The 16,046-nt window shown below is 45.2% G+C and carries 10 protein-coding genes, 1 pseudogene and 1 riboswitch; of the genes and pseudogenes, 4 read left to right on the forward strand and 7 right to left on the reverse strand.

From position 1 onward, the window contains the following. Positions 1-407: 407 nt before the first annotated feature. From MHH86_RS28750 to uvrB, 5 genes and pseudogenes are all read right to left on the reverse strand, one after another. A complete protein-coding gene (locus tag MHH86_RS28750) occupies positions 408-2,321 on the reverse strand; it encodes a stalk domain-containing protein (protein WP_076317150.1) in 1,914 nt (637 codons plus the stop codon). 27 nt (positions 2,322-2,348) lie between these two features. After that, positions 2,349-3,386, reverse strand: coding sequence for a trypsin-like peptidase domain-containing protein (locus MHH86_RS28755; RefSeq protein WP_256717406.1), 1,038 nt, complete (start codon positions 3,384-3,386; stop codon positions 2,349-2,351). Between the two features lie 188 nt (positions 3,387-3,574). Continuing rightward, positions 3,575-3,784: a DUF2759 family protein gene (locus tag MHH86_RS28760; protein ID WP_036678627.1), complete on the reverse strand. Its 210-nt coding sequence runs from the start codon at positions 3,782-3,784 to the stop codon at positions 3,575-3,577. Between the two features lie 1,059 nt (positions 3,785-4,843). Then, positions 4,844-7,716: pseudogene (uvrA, locus tag MHH86_RS28765) on the reverse strand (excinuclease ABC subunit UvrA). A gap of 447 nt (positions 7,717-8,163) precedes the next feature. Then, positions 8,164-10,155, reverse strand: a complete 1,992-nt coding sequence (gene uvrB / locus MHH86_RS28770) for an excinuclease ABC subunit UvrB (protein ID WP_036678623.1) — start codon at positions 10,153-10,155, stop codon at positions 8,164-8,166. Between the two features lie 179 nt (positions 10,156-10,334). Here uvrB and MHH86_RS28775 point away from each other — a divergent pair, with 179 nt between their 5' ends. The 3 genes from MHH86_RS28775 to MHH86_RS28785 all read left to right on the forward strand — a co-directional run bounded on the left by MHH86_RS28775 (position 10,335) and on the right by MHH86_RS28785 (position 13,255). Next, complete coding sequence (locus MHH86_RS28775; RefSeq protein ID WP_076317148.1) at positions 10,335-11,117, forward strand: flagellar motor protein; 783 nt, start codon at positions 10,335-10,337, stop codon at positions 11,115-11,117. Further along, on the forward strand, positions 11,114-11,944 hold the full coding sequence (locus MHH86_RS28780) for a flagellar motor protein MotB (RefSeq protein WP_076317147.1): 831 nt from the start codon (positions 11,114-11,116) through the stop codon (positions 11,942-11,944). Before MHH86_RS28775 ends, MHH86_RS28780 begins: the two co-directional genes overlap by 4 nt. A gap of 195 nt (positions 11,945-12,139) precedes the next feature. Next, a complete protein-coding gene (locus MHH86_RS28785; RefSeq protein WP_036683961.1) occupies positions 12,140-13,255 on the forward strand; it encodes an IS110 family transposase in 1,116 nt (371 codons plus the stop codon). A 125-nt stretch (positions 13,256-13,380) separates the two neighbouring features. Here MHH86_RS28785 and MHH86_RS28790 read toward each other — a convergent pair whose 3' ends face one another. Both MHH86_RS28790 and gcvH read right to left on the reverse strand, forming a co-directional pair. Beyond that, complete coding sequence (locus MHH86_RS28790; RefSeq protein WP_340888140.1) at positions 13,381-13,539, reverse strand: hypothetical protein; 159 nt, start codon at positions 13,537-13,539, stop codon at positions 13,381-13,383. A 339-nt stretch (positions 13,540-13,878) separates the two neighbouring features. Further along, on the reverse strand, positions 13,879-14,271 hold the full coding sequence (gcvH, locus tag MHH86_RS28795) for a glycine cleavage system protein GcvH (protein ID WP_036678614.1): 393 nt from the start codon (positions 14,269-14,271) through the stop codon (positions 13,879-13,881). A 278-nt stretch (positions 14,272-14,549) separates the two neighbouring features. Beyond that, positions 14,550-14,648: riboswitch (glycine riboswitch) on the forward strand. Between the two features lie 186 nt (positions 14,649-14,834). Here gcvH and gcvT point away from each other — a divergent pair. Beyond that, positions 14,835-15,947: a glycine cleavage system aminomethyltransferase GcvT gene (gene gcvT, locus MHH86_RS28800; protein WP_076316176.1), complete on the forward strand. Its 1,113-nt coding sequence runs from the start codon at positions 14,835-14,837 to the stop codon at positions 15,945-15,947. The last annotated feature ends 99 nt before the right edge of the window (positions 15,948-16,046 follow it).

Consider the following 16,046-nt stretch of genomic DNA (forward strand, 5'->3'; position numbering starts at 1 on the left):
ATAATGCTGTCAGGAAGCTGACTTCTTGCTTATTGCTCTTTACTCCGTGAATGTTGTAGAACATGTAACTATATCGACTTATCCAGCGCTTCAACAACTAAATGTTGTACATAAAGCATCATTCTCACACTCTAGTATCGACAACTGGCACAAAAAGTTGCAACATTTACAACAATTCACTAGGAATATCGTGACATACAATAGAATGTTGTATCAAATCGAATACACTAATCCACCCTTTAGCTATTCAAATTATGCCCAACTTGGATAACATTGGGTCCAATCCCTTTTCCCTCTTTATCCAAAAAAAGAACGCCCCAAGCCAAATCGGCAACTGGGACGTTCTTCGTCTGATTGAATTATACGCTTCTATTCGTGTGTCAGCTACGACATTGGTACTCTTTTAACTACTTGCTGCCTGTAAACCGAAACGATTGTAACGTCTTGTCTAATAGAGCCTGCTGTTCTGCAGTGGCATTGGCATCATTCAGCGTAACGGTAATCGTGTAGACCACATCATTTTTGCCGAAAACAACCTGCTTGCTGCGAAAAGGGATGCCATTTTTGATTTGATGTGCAGTTATGATCGTAGCAGGGACATCCGCAAAGGTAGACTCCACTACACTTTCTATACGAGGGCCTTTGGGATCATTATTTTTATTTTGATAAGCATCTTTGAGAACATTAACTGTATAATCCACTGAACCCTCGGATTTTGAGTTGATCTGTAGACGTCCTCCGCTGAAGCGATATTCAATCGACTGCGTCTCAAAAATATCCTGATAAGGTGTCCATAAACTTGGAATATCAATGGCATAACCGTAGGTTTTGGATACTTTGGTTAATGTCTTATTTTTGAGCGTCTTATAATCATCACTAGCGAGTCGCCCGAAGTTCTCCTTCAGCAGATCAAAATCAATATCAATAGAGGATATGATGGCTTTGAATTTTGCCTTATCGTCATCTTGCCCAGCAGCTGTTACATATTCAAAATAATAGCGATACCCATTTTTGAGTATGAGAGCTTGATATTCTGTAGTAACACCGTTGCCGTAATTTAGCTGTAGCTCATTGATTTGTGCAGATACACCGGAGATCTCCGACTTGTTGCTGTCTTTCAGAACATAAGCATCCGCTACAAAGTTTTCTTTAGTTTTCGTTTTCAGATCTTCAGCCCAGCTCTCTAGTGTAGAACCAGCAGGTGCCGAGGTAACCGCCACACTCAGATGACTTCCCTGCTTACTCTCATAATAGAGATGCTGGTCGTCCTTACTCCAATCTGCGGGAACCTGTAGTGAAATCCCATAGTCCTCATTGTACGCGTCACGCAATCCACTTTTCACCGTAGAAAGATCACGGATTTTTTTACTTTTAGTATCAAAAGAAGGCTGGAAAGAGTTAAGTAATCCTGTGTATTTAGCAAAATCTTTATAATTAACTGCTTTGTTATCCGTCAAATAAATCTCGTAGAGTCGACCTTCAGCATATAACAGTCTGCTTTCCCAGAGCGCTCCACTGGAATCTTTACTGATCAATCTAGCATAAGGTATCGCGGCTTTGGGGAACGACTCCCGATCCAATATCAACTCCCCACCTGCCTCGACCTCCCGAACCAGCTGTTCCAGCAGCCCATCCGCATCTACCGCAACCGCCTGGTCACTTACATGAATCTCCACATAATATAGATTGTCCGCACTTGAAAAGGTAGCCACACTTTCATCTCCACCGCTATTTCCAGCAATCAGCCCTGAGGGATAATTCAGTGTCCATTGAAAATAGCTGTTTCCAATTTGAGTCTTACCAACATCGCTGTCAATCCCAGTCTCCTCTGGCGTATCTTCTTCGCTGTCTATAGGAACTAGGGTAACCATTAGCTCATCCCCACTCCCTTGAGAGAGTGTCGCACCTAACACATCAGCTACAAAGCGAAGCGGTACCATCAGCACATCTGAAACCATCCGGGGCGCTGAACCCAGTTTAACTTTGATTCCATCCTTCCAAGCGATATCGCTCCCAATCGTCATCGCCCCTGAATGAGCACCATAGGTTACTTTTACCACATTGTTCTGCTCTAAGGAAACAGTGCTGCCAAACGTCTTTTTAAAAACCCCAAGCGGGACCATAACCGTTCCGTTCTCCGTATAAGGCCGCTCGATAACCACCTTCTTACCATTCACCGTAGCTGAAGTACTGCCAACTTTTAGACTCAGCTGTAGCTTATCTCCTTGTGAAGCTAATGCTGTTTGTATGGGTAATATAGAAAATAGCAGTAATAAGGCCAGCATCGCACAAAATCCTTGTTTTAAAATTTTCAAGCCCATTTACCGTCCCCCTCTCCAGTTTGCTAATCACTCTTCCGCGTGCTCGTCCCCATCCGTTTCATAATCATCTCCGGTTAACAACGGATCACCTTGAGTGAGCACGAGTTTACGGACGACGATATCCCCATCGCTTTGCATAACCAGCCGCACAGTTGCTCCCGGCAGGTAGCTTTTGAACAATTCATTAATATCAACTAGTGAGACCACACGATGCCCATCGATGCTATACAAGACGTCCCCTTCAGCAACCCCTGACTTGAGCGCTTCTGAAGACACCACCTTCGTGACGGACAGCGGGTCCAGCGTTGGCAATCCCACAATCGTAGACCAGCTTGCCTCCAGCTCTAGCCCCAGACTCGGATGCTGCACCTCACCATATTTTAAAAGCTGGTTCATAATATACTGCACAGTATTCGCCGGAATCGAAAACCCCATATTTTCCACGCCCACTGCTGAGTATTTCAGGCTGTTGATTCCCAGCACCTCACCTTTCATATTTACTAGCGGCCCTCCGCTATTTCCGGGATTAATCGCTGTGTCACTCTGGATAAGACGGTAAGCCGCATCTACCTCACGGTTAAGACCACTTATAACGCCTACTGTCGCTGAATTTCGTAGAGAAAAGCTAATCGGTGTTCCGATAGCAATAACCTTCTCCCCAACCACTGTTTTGCTATTCGCTGGAATAAACTTGGCGGGCTTTAAATGGGTGGCATTGATTTTGATCAGCGCAAGATCACTAACTTCATCCAGATATGTTTCTTTAACACTGTAGGTTTTGGAGTCCGAGGTGACTACTATGGCATTTTGCAGATCCTTGATTACATGAGCATTGGTTACAATCCATCCGTTCGATTTCACAATGATGCCGGAGCCATGCGTCAGATTATACCGATTATCCGGGCCACTATTCCCGCCACTCTCGTCTTTGCCGATAATGCCCACAACAGAGGGAGTGATACTTTTAATAATTCCAGGTATCGGATCTTCTGCCGCCGCTTTACTGACCACCTTACTAGTACTATCAAAAGCAAACACCGACTGACTCCATACTCCTGACAGCATTACGCCGCATAGTAATAGACCTAGTCCTTTCCTCGCCAGCTTCTCCCCAATACTCCTCATTCCTCACCAGACCCTCTCTTTGCTCATGGATAAATTTTACATTATATTATTTGAAAAAAGACGCCTTCAATGCGCCCATGGCGTTAAAGGAGTCTTTTGGTGCAAAGCTGTTCAATTTAGTTCTTTCATTAACTTAACCAATGCATCACCATGGCATAGTCAGAGATCACAAAAACCAGCAAGCTAACGGCTCCAAAACCAATGGCAAATTTGTTCTTCTGGGGAGCTTTCAATAGTCGAACAACCCCGACCAAAATCAAGATGGTAAATAAAATCATAAACACATCAAAGGTATGAAATTTAGACGGTCCTTGCGCGGCAACTTCTGCAAGCAGCATAACCTTACCTCCTCAAAAATGTTGTCAAGCAAGATCCAGTAATCCCCATATCACCTTCTATGTTATCGCTACCATTTGGGCGATGCAATAGGTTTTGTAGAAAAATTATGTATTTGTCGCAAAAAATATATTTTATCCCTGCAAAATCCGTAATATTGATGAGATTGATCACTGACAGTTGAGTGCGCTTAGGGAAACGTTGTGAGCCCAATCAACTCTTTCGTCGTGAAGGTTACAATAGAAAGTCCGTTAACTGCTTTAGAGATGAGATAAATTGAGCAGTGAATTGAAATTTAGAACTTAGAACTTAGAACTTAGAACTTAGAACTTAGAACTTAGAACTTAGAACTTAGAACTTAGAACTTAGAACTTAGAACTTAGAACTTAGAACTTAGAACTTAGAACTTAGAACTTAACATTCTGAGCTCAAAATTTAGGTTTTTAAAGAATTAGGGAAATTCTCCCTAAAATTGTCCGATTAACAGTTCATTTTGTGGTTATCAGGGAATTCCTCCCTAAAAATCATTAGAAAACCGGGTATATGAGTAAATTCACCCGATAATTGGGGAGGTTTTCCCGGATTTCACCTTATATGATCTAAAAACTCGGATTTTCAGGGAAGTTTTCCCTAATCTAACAAACAGTTATTTGATAGAGTGATATGATGATTAATTATTCGGTTTTCAAGGAACTTTTGGCCCTAACGTTAATCAATTACTTGTTAACCCTATCAACAGAATACTCCTCATTGAATCTTACTACGAACATGTCCTACATATGCCTACCTTGCCTATTATTAAATCCATTTTTTCTATAGAATTCGTATAACTTTTGCTAGAAATATCACATCATATATCTATGAGCCGTCTTTCGTAAAATTACCGGATAATCCTACAACGCCTTAAATGGCCTTGACTCCATTCTAGAGGACGAGGTTAGCTGTTCGTTGTTATTTGTTATATATTTCCCCTGTGAAAATTATTGCTTACAACCTACAATAAAAGCCCCGGCAAGATACCGAGGCCTTATTATACATAGGTTATATTACTTACTGTTTATTTAGAGGGTTTCCGCCGTCTCAAGCATAAGCGCTTCGGTCCGCTCTGTATCACGAATCAGAACCGGCTTCAGATACTTACCTGTGTAAGACTCTGTGACAGTAATGATCTTCTCCGGTGTTCCTGTTGCCAGGACGGTACCACCGCCGCTACCACCTTCCGGTCCCATATCGATGATATAATCCGCAGTCTTGATTACATCCAGATTATGTTCAATAACAAGAACCGATTCTCCGGAATCCACCAAACGATGCAATACCTCAAGCAGACGACCAATATCATCTACATGCAGACCTGTCGTAGGCTCATCCAAAATATAAAGTGTTTTACCCGTGCTGCGACGGTAGAGCTCAGAAGCCAATTTTACCCGCTGTGCTTCACCACCGGATAAAGTGGTTCCCGGTTGACCAATCTTAATATAACCAAGTCCTACATCCATCAGTGTTTGCATTTTACGATGGATACGCGGGATATTTACAAAAAACTCTGTTGCGTCCTCTACCGTCATCTCTAACACATCTGAAATGTTTTTGCCTTTATATTTCACTTCTAGTGTTTCCCGGTTATACCGTTTGCCTTTACATACTTCGAAGGGACGTATACGTCCGGCAAGAAGTGCATCTCAATCTTAATGATCCCGTCTCCACGGCAAGCTTCACAACGTCCGCCTTTTACGTTAAAGCTGAAGCGTCCCTTTTGGAAACCACGTACCTTAGCCTCATTTGTCTTGGAGAATAGGTCACGGATGTCATCGAATACACCTGTATAAGTTGCTGGGTTGGAGCGCGGTGTCCGCCCGATTGGCGACTGATCGATTTCAATAACCTTATCGAGATTTTCTAGTCCACGAATTTCTTTATGCTGACCAGGACGCACCTTCACAGCCTTATTCAGCTGCCGTGCTAAACTCTTGTAAAGAATCTCGTTGATAAGCGAGGATTTACCGGAACCCGATACACCTGTCACCGCTGTAAATACACCTAATGGAATCTTCACATTCACATTTTTCAGGTTATTCTCTTTAGCACCACGTATTTCTACCCAGCGATCATCGGTAGGACGGCGTTTAGCAGTAACCGGAATAAATTTACGTCCGCTTAAATATTCACCCGTTAATGAATTCGGATCTTTCATAATCTCTTCTGGCGTCCCTTGAGCCATAACTTGTCCACCATGAATACCTGCGCCCGGACCAATATCAATAATATAATCCGCTGCCATCATCGTATCTTCGTCATGCTCTACAACAATCAGCGTGTTGCCTAAATCACGCATATGCGCAAGCGTAGAGATCAGGCGATCATTGTCCCGTTGATGCAAGCCAATACTTGGCTCATCCAGAATGTACAATACACCCATGAGACTTGAACCGATCTGAGTAGCCAACCGAATACGCTGCGCCTCACCACCGGAAAGCGAACCCGCTGCACGGCTAAGCGTCAAATAATCCAAGCCTACATTCACAAGGAATCCAAGCCGATTGCAGATCTCTTTTAGAATGAGGTTGGCGATGGCTGTTTCTTTTTCACTCAATTTTATCTCTTCAAACCAATGCTGGCAGTCTCCTATTGAAAGGTCCGTAACATCAGAAATATTATGATCATTGATAGTCACAGCTAATATTTCTTTTTTCAGACGTTTACCTTTACATACATGACATGGCTTAGCACTCATAAATCCTTCGATAAATTCACGAATACCATCCGAAGCAGTTTCACGGTAACGCCGCTCTAGGTTAGGTATAATCCCTTCAAAGGCAACCATCGCATCTTTCTTTTGACCGAAATCATTTTCATAACGGAAGCGGACCTTCTCACTGCCTGTTCCGTTCAGTAATTTATTCATATGATCAGGTGTCAGACTGCTTACCGGAACGTTCTGTGGAATTTTAAAGTGTTCACAAACCGACTTCAGGAATTGCGGATAGTAATTAGAAGTACTTCCAGTCCAAGCTAAAAAAGCACCTTCTTCGATGGATTTCTCAGCATCAGGAATAAGCAGGTCTGGATCGACCACCATCTTCATGCCAAGTCCATCACACTCTGTACAAGCTCCAAACGGACTGTTGAAAGAGAACATCCGTGGTGCCAACTCTTCAATACTAAAACCACAAATTGGACAAGCAAAGTTAGAGCTGAAAAGCAGCTCTTCCTGGCCGATGATATCCACAAGGATTTTACCGCCCGAAAGCTTAAGCGCCGTCTCCAGTGAATCCGTCAGCCGGGTCTCCACATCGTCTTTAACAACGATCCGGTCTACCACAACTTCTATTGTATGTTTTTTATTCTTTTCTAGTTCAATATCCTCAGACAGATCTCTTAGTTCCCCGTCCACACGCACACGTACGAAGCCTTGCTTAGAGATATCTGTGAAGAGCCCTTTATGCTCACCTTTACGTCCTGAAATGATTGGCGCCAGGATCTGCAACCGAGTTTTCTCGGGATACTGCATAATCCGGTCTACCATCTGTTCAACGGTCTGGGAGGTAATCTCAATACCATGCTCTGGGCAATGGGGATGACCAATACGTGCAAAGAGCAACCGCAAATAGTCATAAATCTCCGTAACTGTACCTACCGTGGAGCGTGGGTTCCGGCTTGTTGTCTTCTGATCTATAGATATCGCCGGAGACAAACCATCAATTGAATCCACATCTGGTTTCTCCATTTGTCCCAAAAACTGACGTGCATAAGCCGACAAAGATTCAACATAACGCCGTTGTCCTTCAGCATAAATCGTATCAAATGCAAGCGATGATTTACCTGAGCCGCTAAGTCCCGTCAGCACGACGAAACGGTCACGTGGAATCGTCACATCGATGTTTTTGAGATTGTGCGCCCTCGCGCCTTTAATTACAATATTTTCGTTCGCCAACGGAACCTCTCCTTTAAAAAACTATTTCAACTTTATTTCAAAATATTCTCAAAGCCTTTTCAAAGCCTTTCGATCCCTCCCAAACCCTCTCTTCCAAGGGAGGGCCCCAAGGGTTGCACCCTCTGGACACCCGCATTTTCTGGAGAAGGAGTATGGTGGGACGTAACTTAGTGACTATAATGCTCAGAGCGCTTATCCCTGCGGGACCGCTTGGACATTCTCGCACTACCTAAAAGCAGGTACAAGCAACTGTCATAGACGTTGCATGGTGCTGTCCCTGCGGGATACGCATAAGTACCAAGTACATTGCGGGCGCTGTCCCTGCGGGATACGTTTAAGTGCCATAAACATTACTGGATACGCGACCCTCTATTGATTCAAAAAGAACGGTCTAGGACAGCACCGTTCAATACCTATTTTAAATATCGGTGATGCATTAATGGTTTGTTACTCAGCCCGAAGCTCCAGCAATGCGTCGCGCAGCTCTGCCGCGCGTTCGAATTGCAGGTTCTTGGCAGCGTCCTTCATTTCAGCTTCCAGACGCTGGATCAGACTTTGTTTTTCTTTCTTATTCATCTTGCCACCAACACCTGTGAGATAATCGGCTTTAGACTCAGCAACCTTCGTTGCCTCGATGATGTCACGCACTTTTTTATTAATGGTGGTTGGGGTGATGCCATGTTTCTCATTATGAGCAATCTGAATGGCGCGACGGCGCGATGTTTCGCTCATCGCTTTCTCCATCGAATCAGTGATCCGATCACCATACATGATTACACGACCCTCAGAGTTACGAGCCGCACGGCCAATCGTCTGAATTAGTGAACGTTCGGAACGAAGGAACCCTTCTTTATCGGCATCGAGAATTGCAACTAAAGATACCTCCGGTAAGTCGAGACCTTCTCTCAGGAGGTTAATCCCTACCAGTACATGGAACGTACCGAGACGAAGATCCCGCAAGATCGCCATCCGTTCCAGTGTTTTGATGTCAGAGTGCATATAACGAACCTTAATACCGATTTCCTTAAAGTAGTCTGTCAGATCCTCCGACATCTTCTTCGTCAAAGTGGTAACGAGTACACGTTCATCACGTTCGACCCGGTCACGGATTTCGCTAATCAGATCATCGATCTGGCCTTCTGTAGGACGAACCTCAATGATTGGATCCAATAGCCCAGTCGGACGGATAATCTGCTGCACCATAGTTTCGCAGTGTTCCATTTCATAAGGTCCAGGTGTCGCAGAAACGTAAATGATCTGGTTCACTTTATCTTCGAACTCTTCGAACTGAAGCGGACGGTTATCCAGTGCAGAAGGCAGACGGAAACCATGCTCTACCAACACTGTCTTACGCGCCCGGTCACCGTTATACATCGCCCGAATTTGCGGAAGGGTAACATGGGATTCATCTACGACAATTAACATATCATCAGGAAAATAATCCATTAACGTATATGGAGTTGCTCCTGGCTCCCTGAAGGTTAGTGGCCCGGAATAGTTCTCAATCCCTGAACAGAAACCCACTTCCTTCATCATCTCAATGTCGTAACGTGTCCGTTGTTCCAGACGTTGCGCTTCCAGAAGCTTGCCTGCGTCACGAAGCACGGTCAGCCGCTCTTCCAGCTCCCGTTCAATATTGACTATTGCTACACGCATCGTTTCTTCCTTGGTAACAAAGTGAGAAGCCGGAAAAATGGCGACATGATCGCGTTCACCGATCAATTCACCCGTTAAAACATCAATTTCAGTGATCCGCTCAATCTCATCGCCAAACAATTCAACGCGAATCGCATGTTCACCCTGAGAGGCCGGGAAGATTTCAACCACATCACCACGTACACGGAATGTTCCGCGTACAAAATTGATATCATTGCGCTGGTATTGAATATCCACCAGTCTGCTCAGAATCTCATTGCGCGGCTTCTCCATCCCAACCCGCAAGGACAACAGCAAGCTTCCGTATTCCATTGGTGAACCGAGACCGTAAATACAAGACACACTCGCTACAATAATAACGTCACGCCGTTCGAACAAGGAGCTTGTCGCGGAGTGGCGAAGTTTATCAATCTCTTCGTTAATGCTGGAATCTTTCTCAATATAAGTATCGGAGGAGGGAATGTACGCCTCTGGTTGGTAATAGTCGTAGTAGCTGACGAAATAGTCTACCGAATTATTCGGGAAAAACTCCTTAAACTCACTTGCCAGCTGGGCAGCCAGTGTCTTGTTATGCGCAATAACCAGCGTGGGGCGATTTAATTTGGAAATAACTTGCGCGACAGTAAAGGTCTTCCCTGTACCTGTCGCTCCCAGCAGCGTCTGGTGCTTCTTACCCTGCCGGATGCCTTGTAGTAATTCATCTATGGCATGAGGCTGATCGCCCTGGGGTGTATACTCGGACTCCAATTCAAAAGTCTTCGTACTGACGACAATATCACTCATTTGCCCGTCTCCCCTCTATCGTCTAAACTAGATTAATATATTATAATTGTTGTCTGAATCTTCTCTCTCCATACGATAGTAAAAAATATGGAAGATAAGAATATGTGTTCCCGTTCATTATACAGTGTTGCTTAGATCGATGCAAACCATAATACACAGAAATGTTAGGAGCTTGAAGCATGGATATTACCGCAATAATCGGCCTAGTGGCCGGACTGGCTGCGCTAATCGGCGGCTACCTCTGGGAAGGCGGAAGCCTTTCCGGACTGCTGCAGCTTAATGCAGCTTTGATTGTATTTGGAGGTACGATTGCCGCCGTAATGATCAGCTTCCCGGCAGCTAAGCTACGTTCCATCCCCACCGCTCTGCGCATGGCTTTTGGCCGCAATCCTGAACGTGATGAAGAGAAGGCAGAAGAGCTCATCGCAATGGCCACAGTGGCCCGCCGCGGCGGCGTTTTAATGCTCGAAAAACAAGCGGAGATACATCCTGATCCTTTTACACGTGAAGGACTGCTGCTTATCGTCGACGGCACCGACCCTGAGCAGGTAAGACAGATTTTGGAATTGGAAATGGATGCGAAAGAATTGAAGCATGAAAGCTACGCCAAGATTTTTGAAGCCGCTGGCGGATATGCTCCAACGATGGGGATCATCGGTACAGTTATGGGACTCATTAGGGTACTGGGCAACCTTACAGACCCATCAAATCTAGGTACCTCTATCGCAGTAGCGTTCACTGCAACACTGTACGGAGTAGCCATCGCTAATCTAATATTTTTACCCATTGCTTCCAAAATCAAATCCCGCAGCCAAAGTGAGCTGCATAGCATGGAGATGCTGCTAGTAGGCATTCTTTCTCTACAAAACGGGGATCATCCGCTGCTGGTGCGTAAAAAACTGAACTCCTTCATTTCAGACACCACCACAGATGACCGTGCAGAAGCAAGAGGTTTTATATGAGACAAAGAGACCGGCGCAAACGGCGGGTAGAGAATCGAGAAAGCCGTGATCGTTGGATGATTACTTACGCAGATCTAATTACGCTTTTACTTATATTTTTCGTTATATTGTATGCGATGAGCAGCCTGGACACTGACAAATACAATATCGTAACCGGCTCTTTATCCCAGACTTTCAAGTCGAGCAGCACTGTTCTTGAAGGCGGAGATGGTATTTTAGATGCTGGACAGACCCCTGACAACAAACCAGAGAGTACAGATGGGAATGGGGACGCAACTGCAAAACCAAATGACGGTTCTGATAAACAAACGGAGAATGAAACACCTTCAGCACGGGAGTTGGCTTTTCGAGAACAAGAGGCGAAGCTTGCTGAGTTAATGGGTGTGATCACCCACTATGTGGAGGAGAATAATCTCGGTGAACAAATATTTGTAGCCGACAAACCGCAGGGCATAGAAATCACGCTCAGCGACCGTTTTCTTTTTGATGTGGGTAAAGCAGATGTGAAGTCACCAGCCCTTCCTGCTCTTCAGCAGTTGTCTGGCTTATTCAAAGATATCGGGGCAACGATCAGCATTGAAGGACATACGGATAATACACCAGTGTCATCAGCTTCCCGTTATAACGACAATTGGGAGCTATCGGGTGCTCGTGCGCTTTCTGTGCTGCGCTTTTTCTTAGATAATGAAGGACTGAACCCGGACACTTTTCAATATGCAGGTTATGCTGATACCCGACCAACAGCAGATAATACTACGGTAGCAGGCAAACAAAAAAATCGACGCGTAGAGATCATTGTACTTCGACAGCTTCAAGAGGTGGAATAAAATATAGTTGTTTGTGCTCAGAGCTAAGTTCGGCGGCTAAGGCCATTTCAATTGCCACATTGACCAACAAAGGGGTTTCACCTAATTTAATTAGTTATGATGAACGAAAGGCAGCCCCTGTTTCGCACACCGTAGGTTAAAATGGAAGTTAAAAGGACAACCATTACAGAGCTACATGCGAAAGGAGCTGTTACTATGAAGAATACCATAAAATACGTCGGTTTGGATGTGTCTAAAGAAAAAATTGCGGTGGCGATTGCAGATGAGGGTCGGGAACCCGCACGATATTATGGAGCCATCCCCCATACCCCAGATGCAGTGGCTCGAATGATTCGGAAACTCAAAGGTTCAGGGATTACACTGGAGGTCTGCTATGAAGCCGGGCCTACGGGGTACGACTTATACCGCTGGTTGACGAAGATGGGAATTTCCTGTGTGGTAATTGCACCTTCGCGTATGCCACAGCGTCCCGGAGATGCCATAAAAACCGACCGACGGGATGCAGAAAAACTGGCTCAGTTACACCGGGCTGGAGAATTGACTGCGATCTATGTGCCAACGCCAGAACTCGAAGCTTTACGAGATCTCATTCGTGCACGAGAAGATGCTAGGCAAGACCTACATCGGGCTCGGCAACGGCTCATTCATTTTCTATTGCGCCACCAAATTCACAAGCCAGAGGGTATGAAAAAACGCTGGACCAAAAGGTACCGGGAATGGCTCTCTATGCTGAAGTTTAATAATGTAGCTCAAGAACGGGTATTTACCGAATCCCTGCAACAGCTCCGGGAAGTGGAGGAGCGAATCAAGCGACTTGAAGCCGCAATGCGAGAAGAAGCACAGATCTGCCCTTACGCACCTGTCATTCAAGCGTTGCAAGGCCTGAGGGGAATCGCCCTGCTGACAGCTATGACTTTAGTTGTCGAGATTGGAAATTTCGAACGTTTTCGTTCACCGGCTCAGCTCATGAGTTACCTGGGACTCGTGCCACGGGAATATTCCTCGGGAGCAAGTACCAAAAGAGGGAGTCTTACAAAAGTCGGAAATTCCGGAGTGCGGCGCGCACTGGTGGAGTCCGCATGGAGTTACCGTCACCGCCCTGCCGTCAAGGGAGATTTAGCAGTGCGTCTTGAGGGCCAGAGTATTCATGTCCATGAAACGTCGTGGAAAGCCCAAGAACGGTTACACAGCAAGTATTTAAAATTAGTCAGACGCGGGAAACACCGAAATTTAACCATGGCAGCAGTGGGTCGTGAGTTAATTGGATTTATCTGGTCGATTGCGGTAGAGGCAGAACGAAAAATGGCGTAGGTGAAACGAAAAAAATAAAAACATACCCAAAAGATTTGAATCCTTGGGGCATGGAGACAAAGAGAAAGGTTCGAGGAGAATCCATGAATTCCCTGTGCACAGGATCCCTGATCTAACGTGCGAAATTAGTTTACGGAAGCTCCTTCGACGTAGGCATAATATGTGGTAACCAACCCACGGATAGCAGATTGCCAGCCGACGACTCGCATTTTGTCTCTGTGCCCAAGGGATTGAAAACCCTCTAGTTTAAAGGGGAAAACAGGGGAATTGACTAATTCGTTCATAGCAGGGAAAACCTCCCTGATTATTCACCTATTATCGTATCCAATCGCGGAATGAGGGAATTACTCCCTGATTATTACTCTTTTTAGTCTGAAATAGTGGTTTTACCGAGATGATTAGGGAGGAATTCCCTCAAAACCTAACTTTCACGCTATAATCGTCTAAAATGAGGGAGGTTTTCCCTAATTCCATACTCCACTAGACCCTCAAACCACTCAATTGGGTTTACGGATACTCGCACAATCTACATAAGAAACACAAACAGCAAGTCCCCAAATCACAGAAACTTGCTGCTAAAAACATCACACTTGATCAGACTATTTCCCGTCCCCAATTTCCAATTATTCAGCAACTAACGCGCTATAACCGGCTGCATCTAACAGACCTTTTACAGCATCAGCATATTCTCCATCAACTTCAATCTCAAAAATCCAACCCCCGCCATATGGCTGATCATTGATAAGCTCCGGACTAGCTTCTAATCCATCATTCACCTTGGTAACCGTCCCAGAGACGGGCGAATACAATTCCGATACCGTCTTAACGGATTCGATACTGCCTACGCTGTCACCGGCCGAAATGGTTGATCCTACCTCAGGAAACTCAACAAATACGATGTCGCCTAATAAATGCTGAGCATGGTCCGTAATCCCAACACGTACTACTCGTCCTTCTACTTGCTGTGCCCATTCATGCTCTTCGCTGTAAAGAAGGTTGTCTAATACTTCACTCATTTCAAGCCGCCTCATTTCCAATTTGGAGTTCTAAATTTAGTTATAGCCTAAGTTATCCCGGCTCACAATGTCAATATTACTAACAGGAAATTTAAATTTGTCATTTTTTCGACGTTTTCTTGTTGACAGCGCCCGACTATACCCGTTTAATGGAGACATACAAGAAGAAACGACGTTGTCGTCTTTTTATAGACAATAACCGTTTCTCGGAGAAATATAAGGATAATGTATAATGTGAACCATATACTTTCTTATATTTGAAATAAATATAGTTGCGGATGATGGCATAGGGAGAGACTGTCTCACTTGAAGACGGCGCCGAAGGAGTAAGCCCTAACAGGGGTGAATCTCTCAGGCAAAAGGACCTTTGTCGGACGTATCTCTGGAGAGCATCAGACGCAAGGCTAGATGCGTCAGATCACCAACGGGGAAACCTGCAAGCTAGTTACGGCAGGGTAACTCTCAGGTACAAAGGACAGAGCAGAAAGCGATTTGTGCATTTATGCATGATTGCTTCTGCCTGTCCTTTTTTCGTATGTAATCAGATCAAGGGGAGTGACGACATGGATGCTTTGAGAAGAACACCTTTTTATGGTCTCTATTCCGCTTATGCGGAATCCAGATGCATTGACTTCGGTGGCTGGGAGCTGCCAGTACAGTTTACAGGTATCGTAAAAGAGCATGAAGCCGTTCGCCAGCAGGCTGGGCTGTTCGATGTCTCGCATATGGGTGAATTCATGGTGATTGGGAGCGGTGCAGAAGCCTTTTTGCAAAAAATGACAACCAATGATGTCAGCCGCCTCACGGATGGTGCGGCACAATATACACTGCTCTGTTATCCAAATGGCGGAGTTGTCGACGATCTACTCGTGTATCGCCTAAGCGAAGGGCATTATATGCTCGTCGTTAATGCCTCCAACATCGACAAAGACTTCCAGTGGCTGCAAGAGCATTTGACCTCTGAATTCGGCGAAGTCACGCTCACTAATGTCTCTGACGAGACGCTTTTGCTCGCCTTGCAGGGTCCTCTGGCAGAGACCATTCTCGCGGTAGTTACTGATGCTCCTATTTCAACACTCAAGCCTTTCCATTTCATCGAACGCGCCACCGTTTGCGGTGTAGAGGTACTTATCTCCCGTACGGGTTATACCGGTGAAGATGGCTTCGAGATCTACGCTTCGCTGGAAGGTGCAGAAACGTTATGGAACGGACTGCTTGCTGCAGGCGCGCCTCACGGATTAACACCTGCTGGACTGGGTGCACGGGATACCCTGCGTTTTGAGGCAAAATTACCACTGTACGGTCAGGAGCTATCCGCTGACATCACCCCGCTTGAAGCAGGAGTACAGTTCTTCGTGAAGCTGGACAAAATAGACTTTATCGGACGCGATGCACTAATACAGCAAAAAGAAGCTGGGATTCCCCGTCGCCTTGTCGGCCTAGAAATGATTGATCGAGGCATTCCACGCTCCCATTATCCTGTTTGGGCAGATGGGGTTAAGATTGGTGAGGTCACAACCGGAACACAGTCCCCTACGCTGAAACGGAACCTGGGGTTGGCTTTGATTGATGCTGCTTACAGTGAAATAGGCACAGAGGTTTACGTAGAGATACGCGGCAAGCAGCTTAAGGCTGTAGTGATCAAGGCCCCTTTTTACAAGTATAAACGCCTTTAGCGTCCATATAAGGACGGTGAGCTTTTAAGCGAGAAATAGAAGGATAAAGTATAGCGTGAAAATTGTACTTTCTTATATTTTAAAAAAGCCAAGGAGTGA

Source organism: Paenibacillus sp. FSL F4-0097 (assembly GCF_038593125.1).
Classification (GTDB): domain Bacteria; phylum Bacillota; class Bacilli; order Paenibacillales; family Paenibacillaceae; genus Paenibacillus_AQ; species Paenibacillus_AQ odorifer.

Excerpts from the sequence above, each read along its gene's own strand:
- MHH86_RS28780 (WP_076317147.1), top strand. The coding sequence starts at position 11,114 with ATGAGACAAAGAGACCGGCGCAAACGGCGGGTAGAGAATCGAGAAAGC.
- MHH86_RS28785 (WP_036683961.1), top strand. The coding sequence starts at position 12,140 with ATGAAGAATACCATAAAATACGTCGGTTTGGATGTGTCTAAAGAAAAA.
- uvrB (WP_036678623.1), bottom strand. The coding sequence starts at position 10,155 with ATGAGTGATATTGTCGTCAGTACGAAGACTTTTGAATTGGAGTCCGAG.
- MHH86_RS28755 (WP_256717406.1), bottom strand. The coding sequence starts at position 3,386 with ATGCTGTCAGGAGTATGGAGTCAGTCGGTGTTTGCTTTTGATAGTACT.
- MHH86_RS28790 (WP_340888140.1), bottom strand. The coding sequence starts at position 13,539 with ATGAACGAATTAGTCAATTCCCCTGTTTTCCCCTTTAAACTAGAGGGT.
- gcvH (WP_036678614.1), bottom strand. The coding sequence starts at position 14,271 with ATGAGTGAAGTATTAGACAACCTTCTTTACAGCGAAGAGCATGAATGG.
- gcvT (WP_076316176.1), top strand. The coding sequence starts at position 14,835 with ATGGATGCTTTGAGAAGAACACCTTTTTATGGTCTCTATTCCGCTTAT.
- MHH86_RS28760 (WP_036678627.1), bottom strand. The coding sequence starts at position 3,784 with ATGCTGCTTGCAGAAGTTGCCGCGCAAGGACCGTCTAAATTTCATACC.
- MHH86_RS28750 (WP_076317150.1), bottom strand. The coding sequence starts at position 2,321 with ATGGGCTTGAAAATTTTAAAACAAGGATTTTGTGCGATGCTGGCCTTA.
- MHH86_RS28775 (WP_076317148.1), top strand. The coding sequence starts at position 10,335 with ATGGATATTACCGCAATAATCGGCCTAGTGGCCGGACTGGCTGCGCTA.